At 59.8% G+C, this 15,001-nt stretch carries 15 protein-coding genes; 14 read left to right on the forward strand and 1 reads right to left on the reverse strand.

Translation table 11 applies throughout. From position 1 onward, the window contains the following. Positions 1 to 52 precede the first annotated feature (52 nt). The 14 genes from PIB16_RS05075 to PIB16_RS05140 all read left to right on the forward strand — a co-directional run bounded on the left by PIB16_RS05075 (position 53) and on the right by PIB16_RS05140 (position 13,552). A complete protein-coding gene (locus PIB16_RS05075; RefSeq protein WP_065653927.1) occupies positions 53 to 796 on the forward strand; it encodes an isoprenyl transferase in 744 nt (247 codons plus the stop codon). Continuing rightward, on the forward strand, positions 796 to 1,629 hold the full coding sequence (locus tag PIB16_RS05080; RefSeq protein ID WP_271045105.1) for a phosphatidate cytidylyltransferase: 834 nt from the start codon (positions 796 to 798) through the stop codon (positions 1,627 to 1,629). The genes PIB16_RS05075 and PIB16_RS05080 overlap by 1 nt, the downstream gene beginning before the upstream one ends. 49 nt (positions 1,630 to 1,678) lie before the next feature. Beyond that, positions 1,679 to 2,800, forward strand: a complete 1,122-nt coding sequence (rseP, locus tag PIB16_RS05085; protein ID WP_003521404.1) for an RIP metalloprotease RseP — start codon at positions 1,679 to 1,681, stop codon at positions 2,798 to 2,800. A 199-nt stretch (positions 2,801 to 2,999) separates the two neighbouring features. Then, entirely contained in the window at positions 3,000 to 5,324 is a 2,325-nt protein-coding gene (bamA, locus tag PIB16_RS05090) for an outer membrane protein assembly factor BamA (protein WP_125146968.1), read from the forward strand. Between the two features lie 49 nt (positions 5,325 to 5,373). Further along, positions 5,374 to 6,441, forward strand: coding sequence for a UDP-3-O-(3-hydroxymyristoyl)glucosamine N-acyltransferase (gene lpxD / locus PIB16_RS05095; protein ID WP_003521402.1), 1,068 nt, complete (start codon positions 5,374 to 5,376; stop codon positions 6,439 to 6,441). Continuing rightward, a complete protein-coding gene (gene fabZ / locus PIB16_RS05100) occupies positions 6,434 to 6,901 on the forward strand; it encodes a 3-hydroxyacyl-ACP dehydratase FabZ (RefSeq protein ID WP_065653924.1) in 468 nt (155 codons plus the stop codon). The genes lpxD and fabZ overlap by 8 nt, the downstream gene beginning before the upstream one ends. Next, entirely contained in the window at positions 6,898 to 7,713 is an 816-nt protein-coding gene (lpxA, locus tag PIB16_RS05105; RefSeq protein ID WP_003521399.1) for an acyl-ACP--UDP-N-acetylglucosamine O-acyltransferase, read from the forward strand. Before fabZ ends, lpxA begins: the two co-directional genes overlap by 4 nt. Before the next feature lie 3 nt (positions 7,714 to 7,716). After that, positions 7,717 to 8,583: an LpxI family protein gene (locus PIB16_RS05110; RefSeq protein ID WP_161987963.1), complete on the forward strand. Its 867-nt coding sequence runs from the start codon at positions 7,717 to 7,719 to the stop codon at positions 8,581 to 8,583. Next, a complete protein-coding gene (lpxB, locus tag PIB16_RS05115) occupies positions 8,580 to 9,764 on the forward strand; it encodes a lipid-A-disaccharide synthase (protein WP_271045106.1) in 1,185 nt (394 codons plus the stop codon). The genes PIB16_RS05110 and lpxB overlap by 4 nt, the downstream gene beginning before the upstream one ends. 163 nt (positions 9,765 to 9,927) lie before the next feature. Further along, positions 9,928 to 10,638, forward strand: coding sequence for a GntR family transcriptional regulator (locus tag PIB16_RS05120; protein ID WP_065653922.1), 711 nt, complete (start codon positions 9,928 to 9,930; stop codon positions 10,636 to 10,638). Between the two features lie 6 nt (positions 10,639 to 10,644). Beyond that, positions 10,645 to 11,430 carry a transporter substrate-binding domain-containing protein gene (locus PIB16_RS05125; RefSeq protein ID WP_271045107.1) on the forward strand — a complete coding sequence of 262 codons (786 nt, stop codon included), beginning with the start codon at positions 10,645 to 10,647 and terminating at the stop codon, positions 11,428 to 11,430. 82 nt (positions 11,431 to 11,512) lie between these two features. Next, positions 11,513 to 12,184 (forward strand): amino acid ABC transporter permease, encoded by a 672-nt coding sequence (locus PIB16_RS05130; RefSeq protein WP_035261720.1) that lies wholly within the window; start codon positions 11,513 to 11,515, stop codon positions 12,182 to 12,184. After that, positions 12,181 to 12,840 carry an amino acid ABC transporter permease gene (locus tag PIB16_RS05135; RefSeq protein WP_271045108.1) on the forward strand — a complete coding sequence of 220 codons (660 nt, stop codon included), beginning with the start codon at positions 12,181 to 12,183 and terminating at the stop codon, positions 12,838 to 12,840. Before PIB16_RS05130 ends, PIB16_RS05135 begins: the two co-directional genes overlap by 4 nt. Continuing rightward, positions 12,818 to 13,552, forward strand: coding sequence for an amino acid ABC transporter ATP-binding protein (locus PIB16_RS05140; RefSeq protein WP_035217484.1), 735 nt, complete (start codon positions 12,818 to 12,820; stop codon positions 13,550 to 13,552). Before PIB16_RS05135 ends, PIB16_RS05140 begins: the two co-directional genes overlap by 23 nt. A 76-nt stretch (positions 13,553 to 13,628) precedes the next feature. On the opposite strand, the gene gltA is transcribed toward PIB16_RS05140, so the two are convergent. Then, complete coding sequence (gene gltA, locus PIB16_RS05145; RefSeq protein WP_003502585.1) at positions 13,629 to 14,918, reverse strand: citrate synthase; 1,290 nt, start codon at positions 14,916 to 14,918, stop codon at positions 13,629 to 13,631. Between the last annotated feature and the right edge of the window lie 83 nt (positions 14,919 to 15,001).

A 15,001-nucleotide genomic window follows, 5' to 3' on the forward strand; every position in this document is an offset into this window, starting at 1 on the left:
AGACCTGTATTTTATTCGTTTTAATTCCGCGCTGCCCTGTTACTGGATCGATATGCCGACGACGACACGTTCCTCCATACCCGAGCACGTCGCCATCATCATGGATGGCAATGGACGCTGGGCAAAGCAGCGCGGTCTTCCGCGCGTGATGGGGCATCGCCGCGGTGTGGAGGCCGTGCGCGAGACCGTGCGCGCGGCCGGCGATTGCGGAATACGCTATCTCACGCTCTTTGCCTTCTCGTCGGAAAACTGGCGTAGGCCCGAATCCGAGGTGAGCGATCTGATGGGGCTTTTGAAAGCCTTCATCCGGCGTGACCTTGCGGAACTGCACCGCGAAAATGTTCGCGTGCGGATCATCGGCGACCGGCAGGGGCTGAAGCATGACATACGCTCTCTCCTCGAAGAGGCGGAGCAGATGACGGCGGGCAATACCAAGCTGACGCTGGTGATCGCCTTCAACTACGGAAGCCGCGACGAGATTGCGCGTGCGACAGCGGCGATAGCGCGCGATGTCGCCGAAGGCAGGCTTAATGCCGAATCCATTACGCCGGAGATGATTTCGGCCAGACTCGACACGTCGGGTATGCCGGATCCGGATCTCATCATCCGCACCAGCGGCGAAGAGCGCCTGTCGAACTTCCTGCTCTGGCAGGCCGCTTATTCCGAGTTCCTGTTCGTTCCCGAATATTGGCCGGACTTCGACCGCCAGCGATTCTTCTCCGCAATCGAGCAATATGCAACGCGTGACCGCCGCTTCGGTGCACTCACCGAGCAGGTTGCCGTGGCAGGCGCCTGATGAGCCGTGAACTCAGACTGCGGATCGTGTCCGCAATCGTCATGGCGGCGGTCATTCTGGCCGCGACCTGGTATGGTGGCATTCTGTTTCGCATCGTCGCGGGCCTTCTGGCGATCCTCATCTATTATGAATGGTCGACGATTACCCGGCTGTCGGAGACCAATTCGACCGGCAATGCCTGGGGATGGTTCGCGGTCGCCGTCATCGCCGGCAATACGATATTCGGCGAATCCTCGCTCGATCTGCCGCTCTTATCCGGCTTCACGCTGACGGCGGCGCTGTTTCCAATTTTGCGCGGCAGAAACTGGTGGCTGGTGGGCGGCATTTTTTATGCGGGCCTGAGCGGCATATCGCTGGCAGCCATCCGTGGTGACGAGCTGACCGGCTTCGTGTCCATCCTGTTTATCTTCGCCGTTGTCTGGTCGACGGATATTCTCGCCTATTTCGTCGGACGCGCCATTGGCGGGCCGAAGCTTGCGCCTTCGATCTCGCCCGGCAAGACCTGGTCCGGCGCGATCGGCGGGGCGGTGGCGGCCGTGGTCGGCGGCGGCGCGGTGTCCATGGCTTATCACGGCAGGATCAGCGTGCTGGTGCTGGGGCTCGCCCTTATCCTTTCGGTGTTCAGCCAGATCGGCGATCTCTTCGAATCTTTCGTGAAACGGCGTTTCCAGGTCAAGGATTCCAGTCATCTCATTCCGGGCCACGGCGGCTTCATGGACCGTGTCGACGGTCTTGTTTTCGCCTGCTTTACGGTATTCCTCATTGCTTTCGTGCATGCGGCGGCAACCGGCGACGTGCCCGGATCGGGCGGCGGTCTGTTGCCGGGTTTCTGAGCGGCGCGAAGGGTCACGACACAAAGGGCAGATTGTCATGAACACAGTAATGGCGGCGACCGGCTTTCTGACCGGCTATATCGTGCCCTTCATCCTGGTGCTGTCGCTGCTCGTTTTTGTCCATGAAATGGGCCATTATCTGGTCGGTCGCTGGTGCGGCATCCGCTCCACCGCATTCTCCATCGGCTTCGGCCCGGAACTGATCGGTTTCACCGACAAACGCGGCACGCGATGGAAGATTTCGGCGATCCCGCTCGGCGGTTACGTCAAGTTCTTCGGCGATGAGGATGCGGCGAGCAAGCCGGATAGTTCCGGCCTGTCGCATATGTCGCTGGAGGAGAGGGCGCAGACGCTTTCCGGCGCAAAGCTGTGGAAAAGGGCGGCCACGGTTGCCGCAGGCCCGATCGCCAATTTCATTCTCGCGATTCTCATCTTCGCGGTGCTCTTCGGCATTTACGGCCGGATGATCGCCGATCCGGTCGTGGCGGAAGTCCGTGAAAACAGCGCGGCGGCTGCCGCCGGCGTGCAGCCCGGCGACCGGCTCATCGCGATCGATGGCGAAAAAGTGATGACCTTCGAGGATGTCCGCCGTTACGTCGGCATCCGGCCGGGCACGCCGATCACGGTGACGGTCGAAAGGGCGGGCGAGGAGCTGAAGCTGCCGATGGTCCCGACTCGCACCGAAACCACAGACCAGTTCGGCAACAAGCTGGAAATGGGCATTATCGGCATCGTCACCGACCAGACCAGCGGCAATTTCCGCCATATCGAATATTCGCCGTCCGAGGCGCTGGTCGAAGGCGTGCGGGAAACTGGCCACGTCATTACCGGAACATTCAACTATATCGGCAATCTCGTGACAGGGCGCATGAATGCCGATCAGCTTGGCGGTCCGGTGCGTGTGGCGCAGGCGTCCGGCCAGATGGCGACGCTCGGCATTTCCGCCGTTATCCAGCTTGCCGCCGTTCTTTCCGTCTCCATCGGTCTTTTGAACCTGATGCCTGTGCCGGTTCTGGACGGCGGGCATCTGGTGTTCTACGCCATCGAGGCCATTCGTGGCAGGCCGCTTGGTGCGGGCGCGCAGGAAGTCGCGTTCCGTATCGGGATGATGATGATTTTGGGTCTTATGGTTTTTGCAACATGGAATGATATCAGCAGCTTGATCGGCTGAGGATTGTGTTTTAACGGTTTTGTTAGTTATTTGTTTACCTTGTTTTTATGCCGAAGTGGCGAATGAGCCACTCTGGAGCACGAAGTAAACAGAATTTAACGTTCGCGCTTGCTTGTAGGGGAAAAGCAGGTAAAACGACGCACATGGCCGGAGTCGGGTTCCGCCCGCTGAGGGACAACGTAAAAAGGTAAGAATTGAAATGAAGGCTGGTTCAAGATTTTTGAACGCTGTGTCGGCGGTTGCTCTGTCTGCCGGTGTTGCTTCGGTTGCGGGCCTTGGCGTGCTTGCCTCTGCTGGCGCTGCAAATGCGGCCGTCATCAGCAGGATCGATGTTCGCGGGGCCGACCGGTCCGGTGCGGACTCCGTGCGTTCCAACATCACCATTGCGCCGGGTAAGAACTTTTCCAATTCGGACATCGATGAATCGGTGAAGCGTCTTTACGCCACCGGTTACTTCTCGAATGTTTCCATGCGCGTTTCCGGCAGCACGCTGGTCGTGACCGTCAATGAGAACCAGCTCGTCAACCAGGTGGTCTTCAACGGTAACCGCAAGATCAAGGACGACAAGCTCGCCGGCGTCGTGCAGACCCAGTCCCTCGGCCCGTTCAATCAGGCCATCGTGACTGCGGATATTGCCCGCATCAAGGAAGCCTACGCCGCCATCGGCCGTAGCGATGTTGAAGTCACTACGCAGACCGTTTCCGTCGGTCAGGGCCGTGTGAACATTGCTTTCGTCATCAATGAAGGCGAGCGCACGAAGATCGGCCGCATCGATTTCATTGGCAACAATGCCTATAGCGATGGCCGTCTGGCCGCCGTTATCAACACCAAGAAGTCCAACATGCTGTCGTTCCTGACGCGTAAGGACGTCTATAACGAGGACAAGCTGCGCGCCGACGAAGAGGCGCTGCGCCAGTTCTACTACAACCGCGGTTATGCCGACTTCCGGGTCGTGTCCTCCGAGGCTGTGCTGGACGAGTCCAAGAACGAATACACCATCTCCATCACGGTCGATGAAGGTCAGCGTTACAACTTCGGCAACGTCGCGGTCGAATCGACCGTTCCGGGCGTCGATGGTTCGGAACTTCAGGGCCTCGTGGAAACCCACCAGGGCGGAAGCTACAGCGCCAAGGAAGTTCAGCAGAGCATGGAAGCGATTTCCAAGCGCGTGGCCGGCGAAGGTTATCCCTTTGCCCGCGTAACGCCGCGCGGCGACCGCGACATGGCTGGCAACACCATCGGTGTGACCTATATCGTCGATCAGGGCGAGCGCGCCTATGTCGAGCGTATCGAAATCCGCGGCAACACCCGTACGCGTGACTACGTCATTCGTCGCGAGTTCGATATTTCCGAAGGCGATGCATTCAACCAGACGGTCATCACGGCTGCAAAGCGCCGTCTCGAAGCGCTCGGCTATTTCTCGAAGGTCAATATTTCGACCGCCGGCGGCAGCGCGCCTGACCGCGTCGTTATCGTTGTTGACGTAGAAGATCAGTCGACGGGTTCGTTCGGTATCGGCGCCGGCTACTCGCAGAACGACGGTGTGCTGCTCGAAGCCTCCATCGAAGAGAAGAACTTCCTCGGCCGCGGCCAGTACATCCGTCTCGCCGCCGGTGCGGGTGAAGATGATGCGCGCAGCTATACGCTGTCCTTCACGGAACCCTATTTCCTCGGCTACCGTCTTGCCGCAGGTTTCGACCTGTTCAAGAGCCAGAGCCGCAGCGAAGACTATTATGACTACGACGAGCAGGGCTTCTCGCTGCGCGTGACCGCGCCGATCACCGAAGACCTCTCAACGACGTTCAAGTACACCTACAAGCAGCTCAATTATGACGGCGAAGGCGACTGGGAAACCGGCAGCAACCTTGCCGCTCCCTACAAGGACCTGATCCGTGGCGGTGACTGGACGCAGTCCATCATTTCGAACACGCTGAACTACAATACGCTCGACGACCGCAACATGCCGCGCGAAGGCTGGCAGGCTGCTCTGACGAACGAATTTGCAGGTCTCGGCGGCGATTCCGAATATTACAAGATTTACGCCAAGGCTCGCTTCTTCTACACGCTTTCCGATGAGTACGATGTCATCGGCTCGCTCACCGGCCAAGCTGGTCATGTGATGCCGACGGGCGACAATCTGCTGGTATTCGATCAGTTCAAGTTTGGCGGCCGTCAGGTTCGCGGCTTCAAGAACGATGGTATCGGTCCGCGCATCGGTTCCGACTCCATCGGCGGCACCACCTATTTCGCCGCTTCTGCTGAAGTCACGGCTCCGATGCCTGGCGTTCCGGAAGATTTCGGCCTTCGCCTTGCTGGCTTCGTGGATGCCGGCACGCTCTATGGCAACAAAGTTGCCAACAGCGCCGGTGTGAAGGACGACAACTCCATCCGCGCATCCGCCGGTATCGGCGTGATGTGGGCGTCGCCCTTCGGTCCGATCCGCGTCGACTACGCCGTGCCTTTCGCCAAGGAAGACTACGACGAGGAACAGCGTTTCCGGTTTGGCATGTCCAACACTTTCTGATATCGGCAGTCCAGAACTGCAACTTTGAACGTTCTGGAGTTTCCGGCTGATGGAATACAACGCCTTTTTTCCGCCCCACGAGGGACTGCGATTGAAAGATATCGCAGACCGTTTTGGGGCGGAACTGTCTGATGACGCGGCGGGAGAGCGGATCATTCGGTCCGTTGCGCCGGTCTACCGGGCAAAACCCGATCAGCTCTGCTATATCCTTTCGCGCAAGAACCGCGATGAGCTGCAGACCTGCGACGCTGGCGCCGTCATTTGTGACGCCGCACTTGTAGACATGCTTCCGTCTCACACACCTGCGCTGATATCGAAAAACCCGCACACGCTTTTCGCGCAGGTGGGTGCCTTGCTGCATCCTTCCGCCATGCGGCCTGGTCCGATTGCGCGAATGGAAGCTGAAATTTCCCATGCTGCGCATGTCGATCCATCCGCGAAGCTGGAGGCGGGTGTCATCGTCGAGTCGCTCGCCGTGATTGGAGCTGGCGCCCATATCGGCGCGGGCACGCGCATCGGTCCCGGCGTCATCATCGGGCAGGATGTGCAGATCGGACGCGATTGCACCATTGCCGGGGGCGCAAGCGTTCTTGCAGCCCTCATCGGTAATAATGTGATTATCCATAACGGTGCGCGCATCGGTCAGGACGGTTTCGGTTATGCTCCCGGTCCGCGCGGCATGCTGAAGATCGTGCAGATCGGCCGGGTCATCATTCAGGACAATGTCGAGATTGGCGCCAACACCACGATCGATCGCGGCACCATGGATGACACGGTCATCGGCGAAGGCACCAAGATCGATAATCAGGTCCAGATCGGCCACAACGTCCGCATCGGCCGCCATTGCGGCATCGTCAGCAAGGTCGGCATTGCGGGCAGTACCCGCATCGGCGACGGTGTGATGATTGGCGGCGCGGCCGGCATCAATGGCCATATCAACATTGGCGACGGCGTACAGATCGCGGCGATGAGCGGCGTTGTGGCGGACGTTCCGGCAGGCGCCCGTTATGGCGGCACGCCCGCGCGTCCGATGAAATATTTCCTGCGCGACATGGCCGAAATTCTGGCGCGCGCTGAAGGGCGTGATAAAAAAACAGGAGAGAAAAACAATGACTGAAGAAACGAAGACGGCGCTCGGCGCGGCTGACATTCTGGAAGTCATGAAGCTTCTGCCGCATCGTTACCCATTCCTGCTGATCGACAAGATCATCGAGATCGACGGTAACAACTCGGCGATTGGCATCAAGAACGTCACCGTCAACGAACCGCATTTCACCGGCCATTTCCCGGACCGGCCGATCATGCCGGGCGTTCTGATCGTCGAAGCCATGGCCCAGACGGCAGGTGCGATCTGCGCTCGCAGTCAGGGTGAGGGCGGTCACCTGGTTTACTTCATGACAATCGACAATGCGCGGTTCCGCAAACCCGTAGTCCCCGGTGATCGTCTGGAAATCCATGTCGTCAAGCAGCGCCAGCGCGGTAATGTCTTCAAATTCCATTGCGAAGCGAAGGTGGACGGCGCGCTGGTGGCGGAGGCCGATGTCGGCGCCATGATGATCCCCGAGGATCAGCAATGAGCACGATTGCCGCCTCGGCCAGAATTCACCCGAGCGCCGTGATCGAAGACGGCGCGGTGATCGGTGAAAACGTCGTCATCGGCGCGCTGAGCTATGTCGGCGCGAAAGTCACGCTGCATGACGATGTTCAGCTGCACAATCACGCCGTTGTTTCCGGCCTGACCGTGATCGGCCGTGGCTCGGTCGTCCATCCCATGGCGGTCATCGGCGGCACGCCGCAGGCAATTCGCCATGACGGTTCGGAAACGACCCTCGAGATCGGTGAGCGCTGCATCATGCGTGAAGGCGTGACGATGAACGCCGGCAGTTCCGATGGCAGCAGCAAGACCATTATCGGTGACGATAATCTCTTCCTCGCCAATTCGCATGTGGCGCATGATTGCCGCCTCGGCAGCCACATTGTGCTTTCCAACAATGTGATGCTGGCGGGCCATGTCACCATTGAGGACCGCGCTATTCTCGGCGGTGGCTGCGCCGTGCACCAGTTCACGCGCATCGGCCGCCAGGCCTTTATCGGCGGACTTTCGGCGGTCAATTACGATGTCATTCCCTATGGCATGCTGAATGGCAATCCCGGCATCCTCGGCGGCCTGAACGTCGTGGGCATGACCCGTGCCGGCATCGAGCGCGCCGATATCCATAAGGTCAGACGCGTCTACAAGGCGATTTTCGAGGCCGAAGGCACGATCCGCGGCAATGCGGCGGCCATCGACCGTAACGACTATCTGGATTGCCCGCAGGCGCTTGAAGTCATCGACTTCATCGGTGCGGATAGCGACCGCGCGATCTCTTCGCCCAACCGGGGCAAGTGAGCCGTGACAGGCGGCGGGCGTCTCGCCATCGTGGCCGGCAGCGGCCAGCTGCCGCTTTATGTGGCGGCCGCTGCCCGTGAGATGGGCGAAAACCCTTTTATCGTGCGCCTGCGTGATGATTCCCGTTTCGACTGGAGCGGTTTCGACAATGCCGTCATCAGTGTCGGCGATGTCGCCGGGCTTGGCCGTCTGCTGCGCGAAAACCGGGTAGACCGCGTCGTGCTGTCCGGTGGTGTGGCGCGGCGGCCGGAATGGCGCGAGATCCGCCCCACACTCGGCATCCTGCTCAAACTGCCGTCCATTGTCAGGACGCTGCTGTCGAGCGGCGACGACGCCGTTCTGCAGATGGTCATCAAGATCATCGGCACGCTCGGCGCAAAAGTCATCGGCGCTCACGAGATCGCGCCCGGCCTGCTGGCCGCTATAGGCCCTTTCGGTGCGCAGAAACCTGCCGAGGATGATCTGCGCGATATACGCAAGGCGGCTGAGGCCGCGCTTGCACTCGGCAAGCTCGATGTGGGGCAGGGCGCCGTCGCCGTCGGCGGCCGCATCGTCGCGCTGGAAGGCGTCGAGGGCACGGATGCCATGCTGGGGCGCGTCGCGGCATTGCGCGCCGAAGGACGGATATCCCCGCGCCGCAGGGGTGTGCTCGTAAAGCTGTGCAAGCCGCAGCAGGATGTGCGCGCCGACCTGCCGACAATCGGTGTGGAAACGGTGGAGAATGCGCGAAAAGCCGGGCTGGCGGGTATTGCCGTCGAAGCCGGGCGGGCGCTGGTGCTTGATCGCGAGGCGATGTTGAAAGCGGCCGATGAGGCGGGCATATTCGTCTGCGGCATCGATACATCACTTGGCGGAGACATGATCGGATGACGGCGGCATTAAAAGTGGCGGTCATAGCCGGGGAAGTATCCGGCGATCTTTTAGGCGCGGATCTGATCCGCTCGCTTAAGGCCCAATATACGGGGCCTGTCGAGTTGGTCGGTGTCGGCGGCGAAGCGCTGGAAGCGCAGGGACTGGTTTCCCTGTTCGACTATTCCGAACTCTCCATCATGGGCTTTACGCAGGTTCTGAAAAAACTGCCGAAGCTCATTGCGCGGATCAACCAGACCGCTCAGGCAATCGCCGCCGCAAAGCCCGATATTCTGCTGATCATCGACAGCCCGGATTTCACCCATCGCGTTGCGAAAAAAGTCCGGCAGCAATTGCCGCATCTGCCGGTCGTCAATTACGTCTGCCCCAGCGTCTGGGCGTGGAAGGAATATCGCGCCACCGCGATGCTCTCCTATGTCGATCACGTGCTGGCTCTGCTGCCCTTCGAGCCGGAAGCCATGCGCCGTCTCGGCGGTCCGCCGACAACTTTTGTCGGTCATCGCCTCAGCGTCGACCCCGATGTGCTGGCAGTGCGCCAGAGGCGGGCGGAACGTTTTCTGCCGGCGAATGGCGAACCGAAGACCATTCTCCTCCTGCCAGGGTCGCGTTCCACTGAAACGACGCGGCTGATGGAGCCGTTTCAGGCGGCGGCGAGAGCTTTTGTGGAGCGCAACGGTCCGACGCGGTTCCTGTTGCCCACCGTGCCGCGTCAGGAAAAACGCATCCGCGAACTGGCGGCCTCATGGCCGGAGGATATCAGGCCCGAAATCGGTATCGATTCCGCTTTCAAATGGAACGCGTTTGCTGAAGCCGATGCGGCGATTGCCGCTTCCGGCACGGTCATTCTGGAGCTCGCACTCGCGGGCGTTCCGACGATCTCGGTCTACAAGACGGACTGGATTTTCACCATGCTGAGCAAGCGGGTGAAGACGTGGACGGGGGCGCTGCCGAACCTGATTGCCGATTACGCCGTCGTGCCGGAATATTTCAACGAGGTGGTAAGGGCAGGTTCGATGCTGCGCTGGGCAGAGCGTCTGTCTTCCGACACCACTGAGCGGCGGGCGATGCTCGAAGGTTATGCACTCGTGCAGCAGCGTTTGCATACGGATGTGCCTCCGGGCGAAACCGGTGCGCGCATTCTTCTGGATGTCCTGAAGAGCAAGGCTCGTCCCTCACAATAATCATGTAAGCACTCTCTCCCACGGGCTGTCGTCCTGCTGCCGATGCAGGCAGGCGAGGGCGCGATTTTACTGCATTTGATCGTTAGGGCGGCAAACGGCTGACCATCGAATGGCTCCCGGCCCATAAATTTCCGTCTGGCACACCTCTTGCTTTCAATCTTGTATGCAAGATAGCCATACATCAGAAAGCGCCCAGAGCGCGGTAGAAGATGCCATCATCTCCGGCATTCTTTCCGCGCGCATTCGTCCGGGAACCCGCCTCAGCGAGAACCAACTCGCCAGCCTCTTCAGCGTGTCGCGCACGCGCATTCGCGAAGCGATGATGAGGCTGGAGACGCGCGGCATCGTCACCGTCAGCCCGCGCCGGGGCTGGTTCGTGGTGGAGCCTTCCGCCGAAGAATCCATCAAGGTCTATGAAGCACGGCGCATCATCGAATATGGGCTCCTGCGCAATCTTTCCGGCGTCAGCCCGGAAGGCATCGCCATCCTCGCCGATCATCTCGATGAGGAGAAGGCGGCGATTGCCAAAGGCGACCGCCAGCGCCTGACCTGCCTGATGGGCGACTTTCACATTCGCATCGCTGAAATCGCCGGCAACGACATCATCGTCGAAACGCTGCGCGACCTGACGGCCAGAACCATCCTCATCTCCATGCTCTATCAGTCCGATTTCCATGCGCAGCAATCGCATGACGGACATTGCCGTATCTTCGAAGCGATCAAGGCTGCCGATTTTCATGGCGCCGCCGAACTCGCCATCCGCCATCTCGACGAAGTCGAAACCGGTCTCGATCTCACCCGCAGGCCGGACCCGCTCTACGAGCTTCGCAATTCCCTTTCACTTCAGCCTCTTTCCTCAAGCCCCAAGGAGTAATTCCCAATGTTTTCCAGACGTTCATTGCTTGCCATTGCCGCGATTTCCGCAACGCTCGGCTTTTCGCCCGCAGCCTTTGCCGATGCGCTCGGTGATATCACCTCCCGCGGCACGATCCGCGTTGCCGTCCCGCAGGATTTCCCGCCTTTCGGCAGCGTCGGCACGGATATGGCCCCGCAGGGCTACGATATCGACGTCGCCAATCTGATCGGCGAGAAGCTGGGCGTGAAGGTCGAACTCGTGCCGGTCACCAGCGCTAACCGCGTACCCTATCTCCAGACCAACAAGGTCGATCTCGTCATTTCGAGCCTCGGCAAGAATCCGGACCGTGAAAAGGTCATCGACTTCTCCACCGCCTATGCGCCTTTCTTCAACGGCGTGTTCGCTCCGGATTCTGTTGCCGTCACCAAGGCGGAAGATTTGTCCGGCAAGACCATCGGTGTCACCCGTGGCGCTGTCGAGGATCTGGAGCTGACGAAGGTGGCGCCTGCCGATACGACCATCAAGCGCTACGAGGACAATAACGGCACGATCTCCGCCTTCCTCGCCGGCCAGGTGGAAGCCGTCGCCACGGGCAATGTCGTAGCCGCCGCCATTCTCGCCAAGAACCCACCGAAGCGTCCCGAGCTGAAGTTCCTGATCAAGAATTCGCCCTGCTATATCGGCCTGAACAAGGAACAGCCGGCGTTGCTTGAAAAGGTCAACGCCATCATCGCCGCCGCAAAGACCGATGGTTCGCTGAACACGATCGCGCAGAAGTGGCTGAAAACCGACCTGCCTAAGGATCTCTGAGCAACCCGGCAAAATGCATGCGCCGGCCTCGCCTTGAGGCGGGACCGGCGCGTGGTTTGTCCTCGCCGAAAGGAAGCATCGGGTGAAATACACATTCGATTTTGGATGGCTTCTCGACTATTACCCGCAGATCGCCAAGGGCATCGCCGTTACGCTGGAACTGATTGCCATTGGCGGCGTTCTCGGCATCGCACTCGGCATCGTCTGCGCCTGGGTGCGCGCGCTCGGGCCCAAATGGCTGCGGCCGCCGGTCGCGACCTATGTGGAGCTCATTCGCAATACGCCATTCCTCATACAATTGTTTTTTATCTTTTTCGGCCTGCCATCGCTTGGCCTGCAATTGTCGGAACTGACCGCCGCCAATATCGCCATGGTGGTCAATCTCGGGGCCTATAGCTGCGAAATCATCCGCGCCGGCATCCAGGCGACGCCGAAGGGGCAGTTCGAGGCGGGGGCAAGCCTTGCCATGACCCGTTTCGAAACCTTCCGGCATGTGGTGCTGGTTCCCTCACTGCAACGCATCTGGCCCGCTCTTTCATCGCAGGTGGTAATCGTCATGCTCGGCTCGTCGGTCGTCTCGCAGATCGCCGCCGAGGATTTGACCTTCGCCGCCAATTTCATCCAGTCGCGCACCTTCCGCGCCTTCGAAGCCTATATGGTCTCCACCGTCATTTATCTCGTGCTGGCCATCCTTCTCCGGCAGGTGCTGGTGATGGGCGGCAACCTCATCTTTCCGCGCAGGAGTGTCCGATGATCGAATTCTCCACCTGGGATATTCTCAGAAACCTGCTGCTCGCCACGCGCTGGACGGTGTCGCTGTCGCTCGTCTCCTTTGCCGGCGGCGGCATGGTGGCGCTGCTTCTGCTGTTCATGCGCATTTCCCGGAAAAAATCGATGCGGGCTTTCGCACGCTATTATGTCGAGCTTTTTCAGGGCACGCCGCTTTTGATGCAGCTCTTCATCGCCTTTTTCGGCCTCGGCTTGTTCGGCATCGATGTGCCGGCCTGGCTGGCGGCGGGCTTGACGCTGATCCTGTGGGCAGCTGCCTTCCTCACCGAAATCTGGCGCGGCTGCGTTGAATCCGTCGCCAAGGGCCAGTGGGAGGCATCGGCAAGCCTTGCCATGGGACGCCTGCAGCAGATGCGTTATGTCATCCTGCCGCAGGCCATGCGGGTCGCCATTCCGCCAACCGTCGGTTTCTTCGTGCAGGTCATCAAGGGAACGGCCGTGACCTCGATCATCGGTTTCGTGGAACTGTCCAAGGCCGGCACGGTCGTTACCAACGCCACCTTCCAGCCCTTCACCGTTTATGGCCTCGTCGCCCTCATCTATTTCGCGCTGTGCTGGCCTCTGTCGAAGAGCAGCCAGATCCTCGAAAGGAAGCTCAATGTCGCTCATCGAAATCACTGAAGTCCGCAAAAGCTATGGCAGCAACGAGGTACTGAAGGGCATCAACCTCGATGTGGAGCCCGGTGAGGTCATCGCCATCATCGGCAAGAGCGGATCGGGAAAATCGACCCTGCTTCGCTGCATCAACGGGCTGGAGACGATTTCGGCCGGTTCCATATCGGTCGCCGGCGCGCAGCTTCTCGAAGACGATCTGCATCTGAAAGCCCTGCGGTTGAAGGTCGGCATGATCTTCCAGCAGTTCAATCTCTTCCCGCACCAGACTGTTGGCGGCAATGTCATGCTGTCGCAGACCGTGGTGAAAAAGACGCCGAAACCGGAAGCGGAAGCCGTTGCCCGCAAGATGCTGGAACGGGTCGGGCTGGCGCATAAATTCGATGCCTATCCCGATGAATTGTCCGGCGGCCAGCAACAGCGCGTCGCCATTGCCCGCGCGCTCGCCATGCAGCCCATCGCGCTGCTATGCGACGAAATCACCTCGGCGCTCGATCCCGAACTTGTCGCGGAAGTGCTTGCCGTGGTGCGCGAACTTGCCGCTGAAGGCATGACGCTCTTGATGGTGACGCATGAAATGAAATTTGCGCGCGACGTCTGCTCCCGCGTCGTCTTCATGCATGAGGGCAGGGTGCATGAAATTGGCCCGCCGGAAGAGGTCTTTTCCAATCCCGCGACACCCGAACTCAAGCAGTTCCTGGGCGTTGCGGCGCGCCACTGAGAACCATTCGGATGCCCAACAAAAAAGGCCGGCGGGTGAAAACCTGCCGGCCTTTGATCTTATAGGGTTTAGCGGCTTAGCGCTTGGAAACCGGAACGTAATCGCGCTTGCCGGCGCCCGTATAGAGCTGGCGCGGACGGCCGATGCGCTGCTGCGGATCTTCGATCATTTCGTTCCACTGTGCGATCCAGCCGACGGTGCGGGCAAGAGCGAAGAGAACGGTGAACATGGTCGTGGGGAAGCCGAGCGCCTTCAGCGTGATGCCGGAATAGAAGTCGACGTTCGGGTAGAGCTTCTTCTCGACGAAGTATGGGTCGGAAAGGGCGATCTTTTCCAATTCCAGCGCGACCTGCATGATCGGATCGTCGGAGTTACCGGTGGCTTCCAGCACTTCGTACATCGTCTTCTGCATGATCTTGGCGCGCGGGTCGTAGTTCTTGTAGACGCGGTGACCAAAGCCCATCAGGCGGAACGGGTCGTTCTTGTCCTTGGCGCGGGCGATATATTCCGGAATGCGGTCAACCGTGCCGATTTCGTTGAGCATGTTGAGCGCCGCTTCGTTGGCGCCGCCGTGAGCCGGGCCCCAGAGGCAGGCGATACCAGCCGCGATACAGGCGAACGGGTTTGCACCCGAAGAACCGGCAAGACGCACCGTGGAGGTGGAAGCGTTCTGCTCGTGATCGGCATGCAGGATGAAGATGCGGTCCATGGCGCGGGCCAGAACCGGATCGACCTTGTAATCCTCGCAGGGCACGGCAAAGCACATGTGCAGGAAGTTCGAGGCGTAATCGAGGTCGTTCTTCGGGTAAACGAAGGGCTGGCCGATATGGTACTTGTAAGCCATGGCGGCGATCGTCGGCATTTTCGCAATCATGCGCAGCGAAGCGACCATGCGCTGGTGCGGATCGGTAATGTCGGTCGAGTCGTGATAGAAGGCCGAAAGAGCGCCGACCGTGCCGCACATGACGGCCATCGGATGCGCATCGCGACGATAACCGGTGAAGAAGCGGCTCATCTGCTCATGCACCATGGTGTGGCGCGTGACGCGGGTGTCGAAGTCCTTCTTCTGAGCCGCGGTCGGCAGTTCGCCGTAAAGCAGAAGGTAGCAGGTTTCCAGGAAGTCGCCCTGTTCGGCGAGTTGCTCGATGGGGAAACCACGATGCAGAAGAACGCCTTCATCACCGTCAATATAGGTGATCTTGGATTCGCAGGAGGCCGTCGACGTGAAACCCGGGTCGTAAGTGAAAGAGCCCGTGTGCTTGTACAGCGTGGCGATATCGACGACGCTTGGTCCGATCGTGCCTTCCCTGACCGGGAGTTCGACCTGCTTTTCGCCAAGTGTCACTGTAGCGCTTTTTTCCGTCATACTGATCCTCCGAAAACATGCGGGTGGGGGCGTTGAGACACGCCCCGCGGTTAAGCGTCTACCGATTAGCTATATGATCCTTG

Source organism: Agrobacterium sp. ST15.13.015 (assembly GCF_027871645.1).
In the GTDB taxonomy this organism is placed as follows: Bacteria; Pseudomonadota; Alphaproteobacteria; order Rhizobiales; family Rhizobiaceae; genus Agrobacterium; species Agrobacterium leguminum.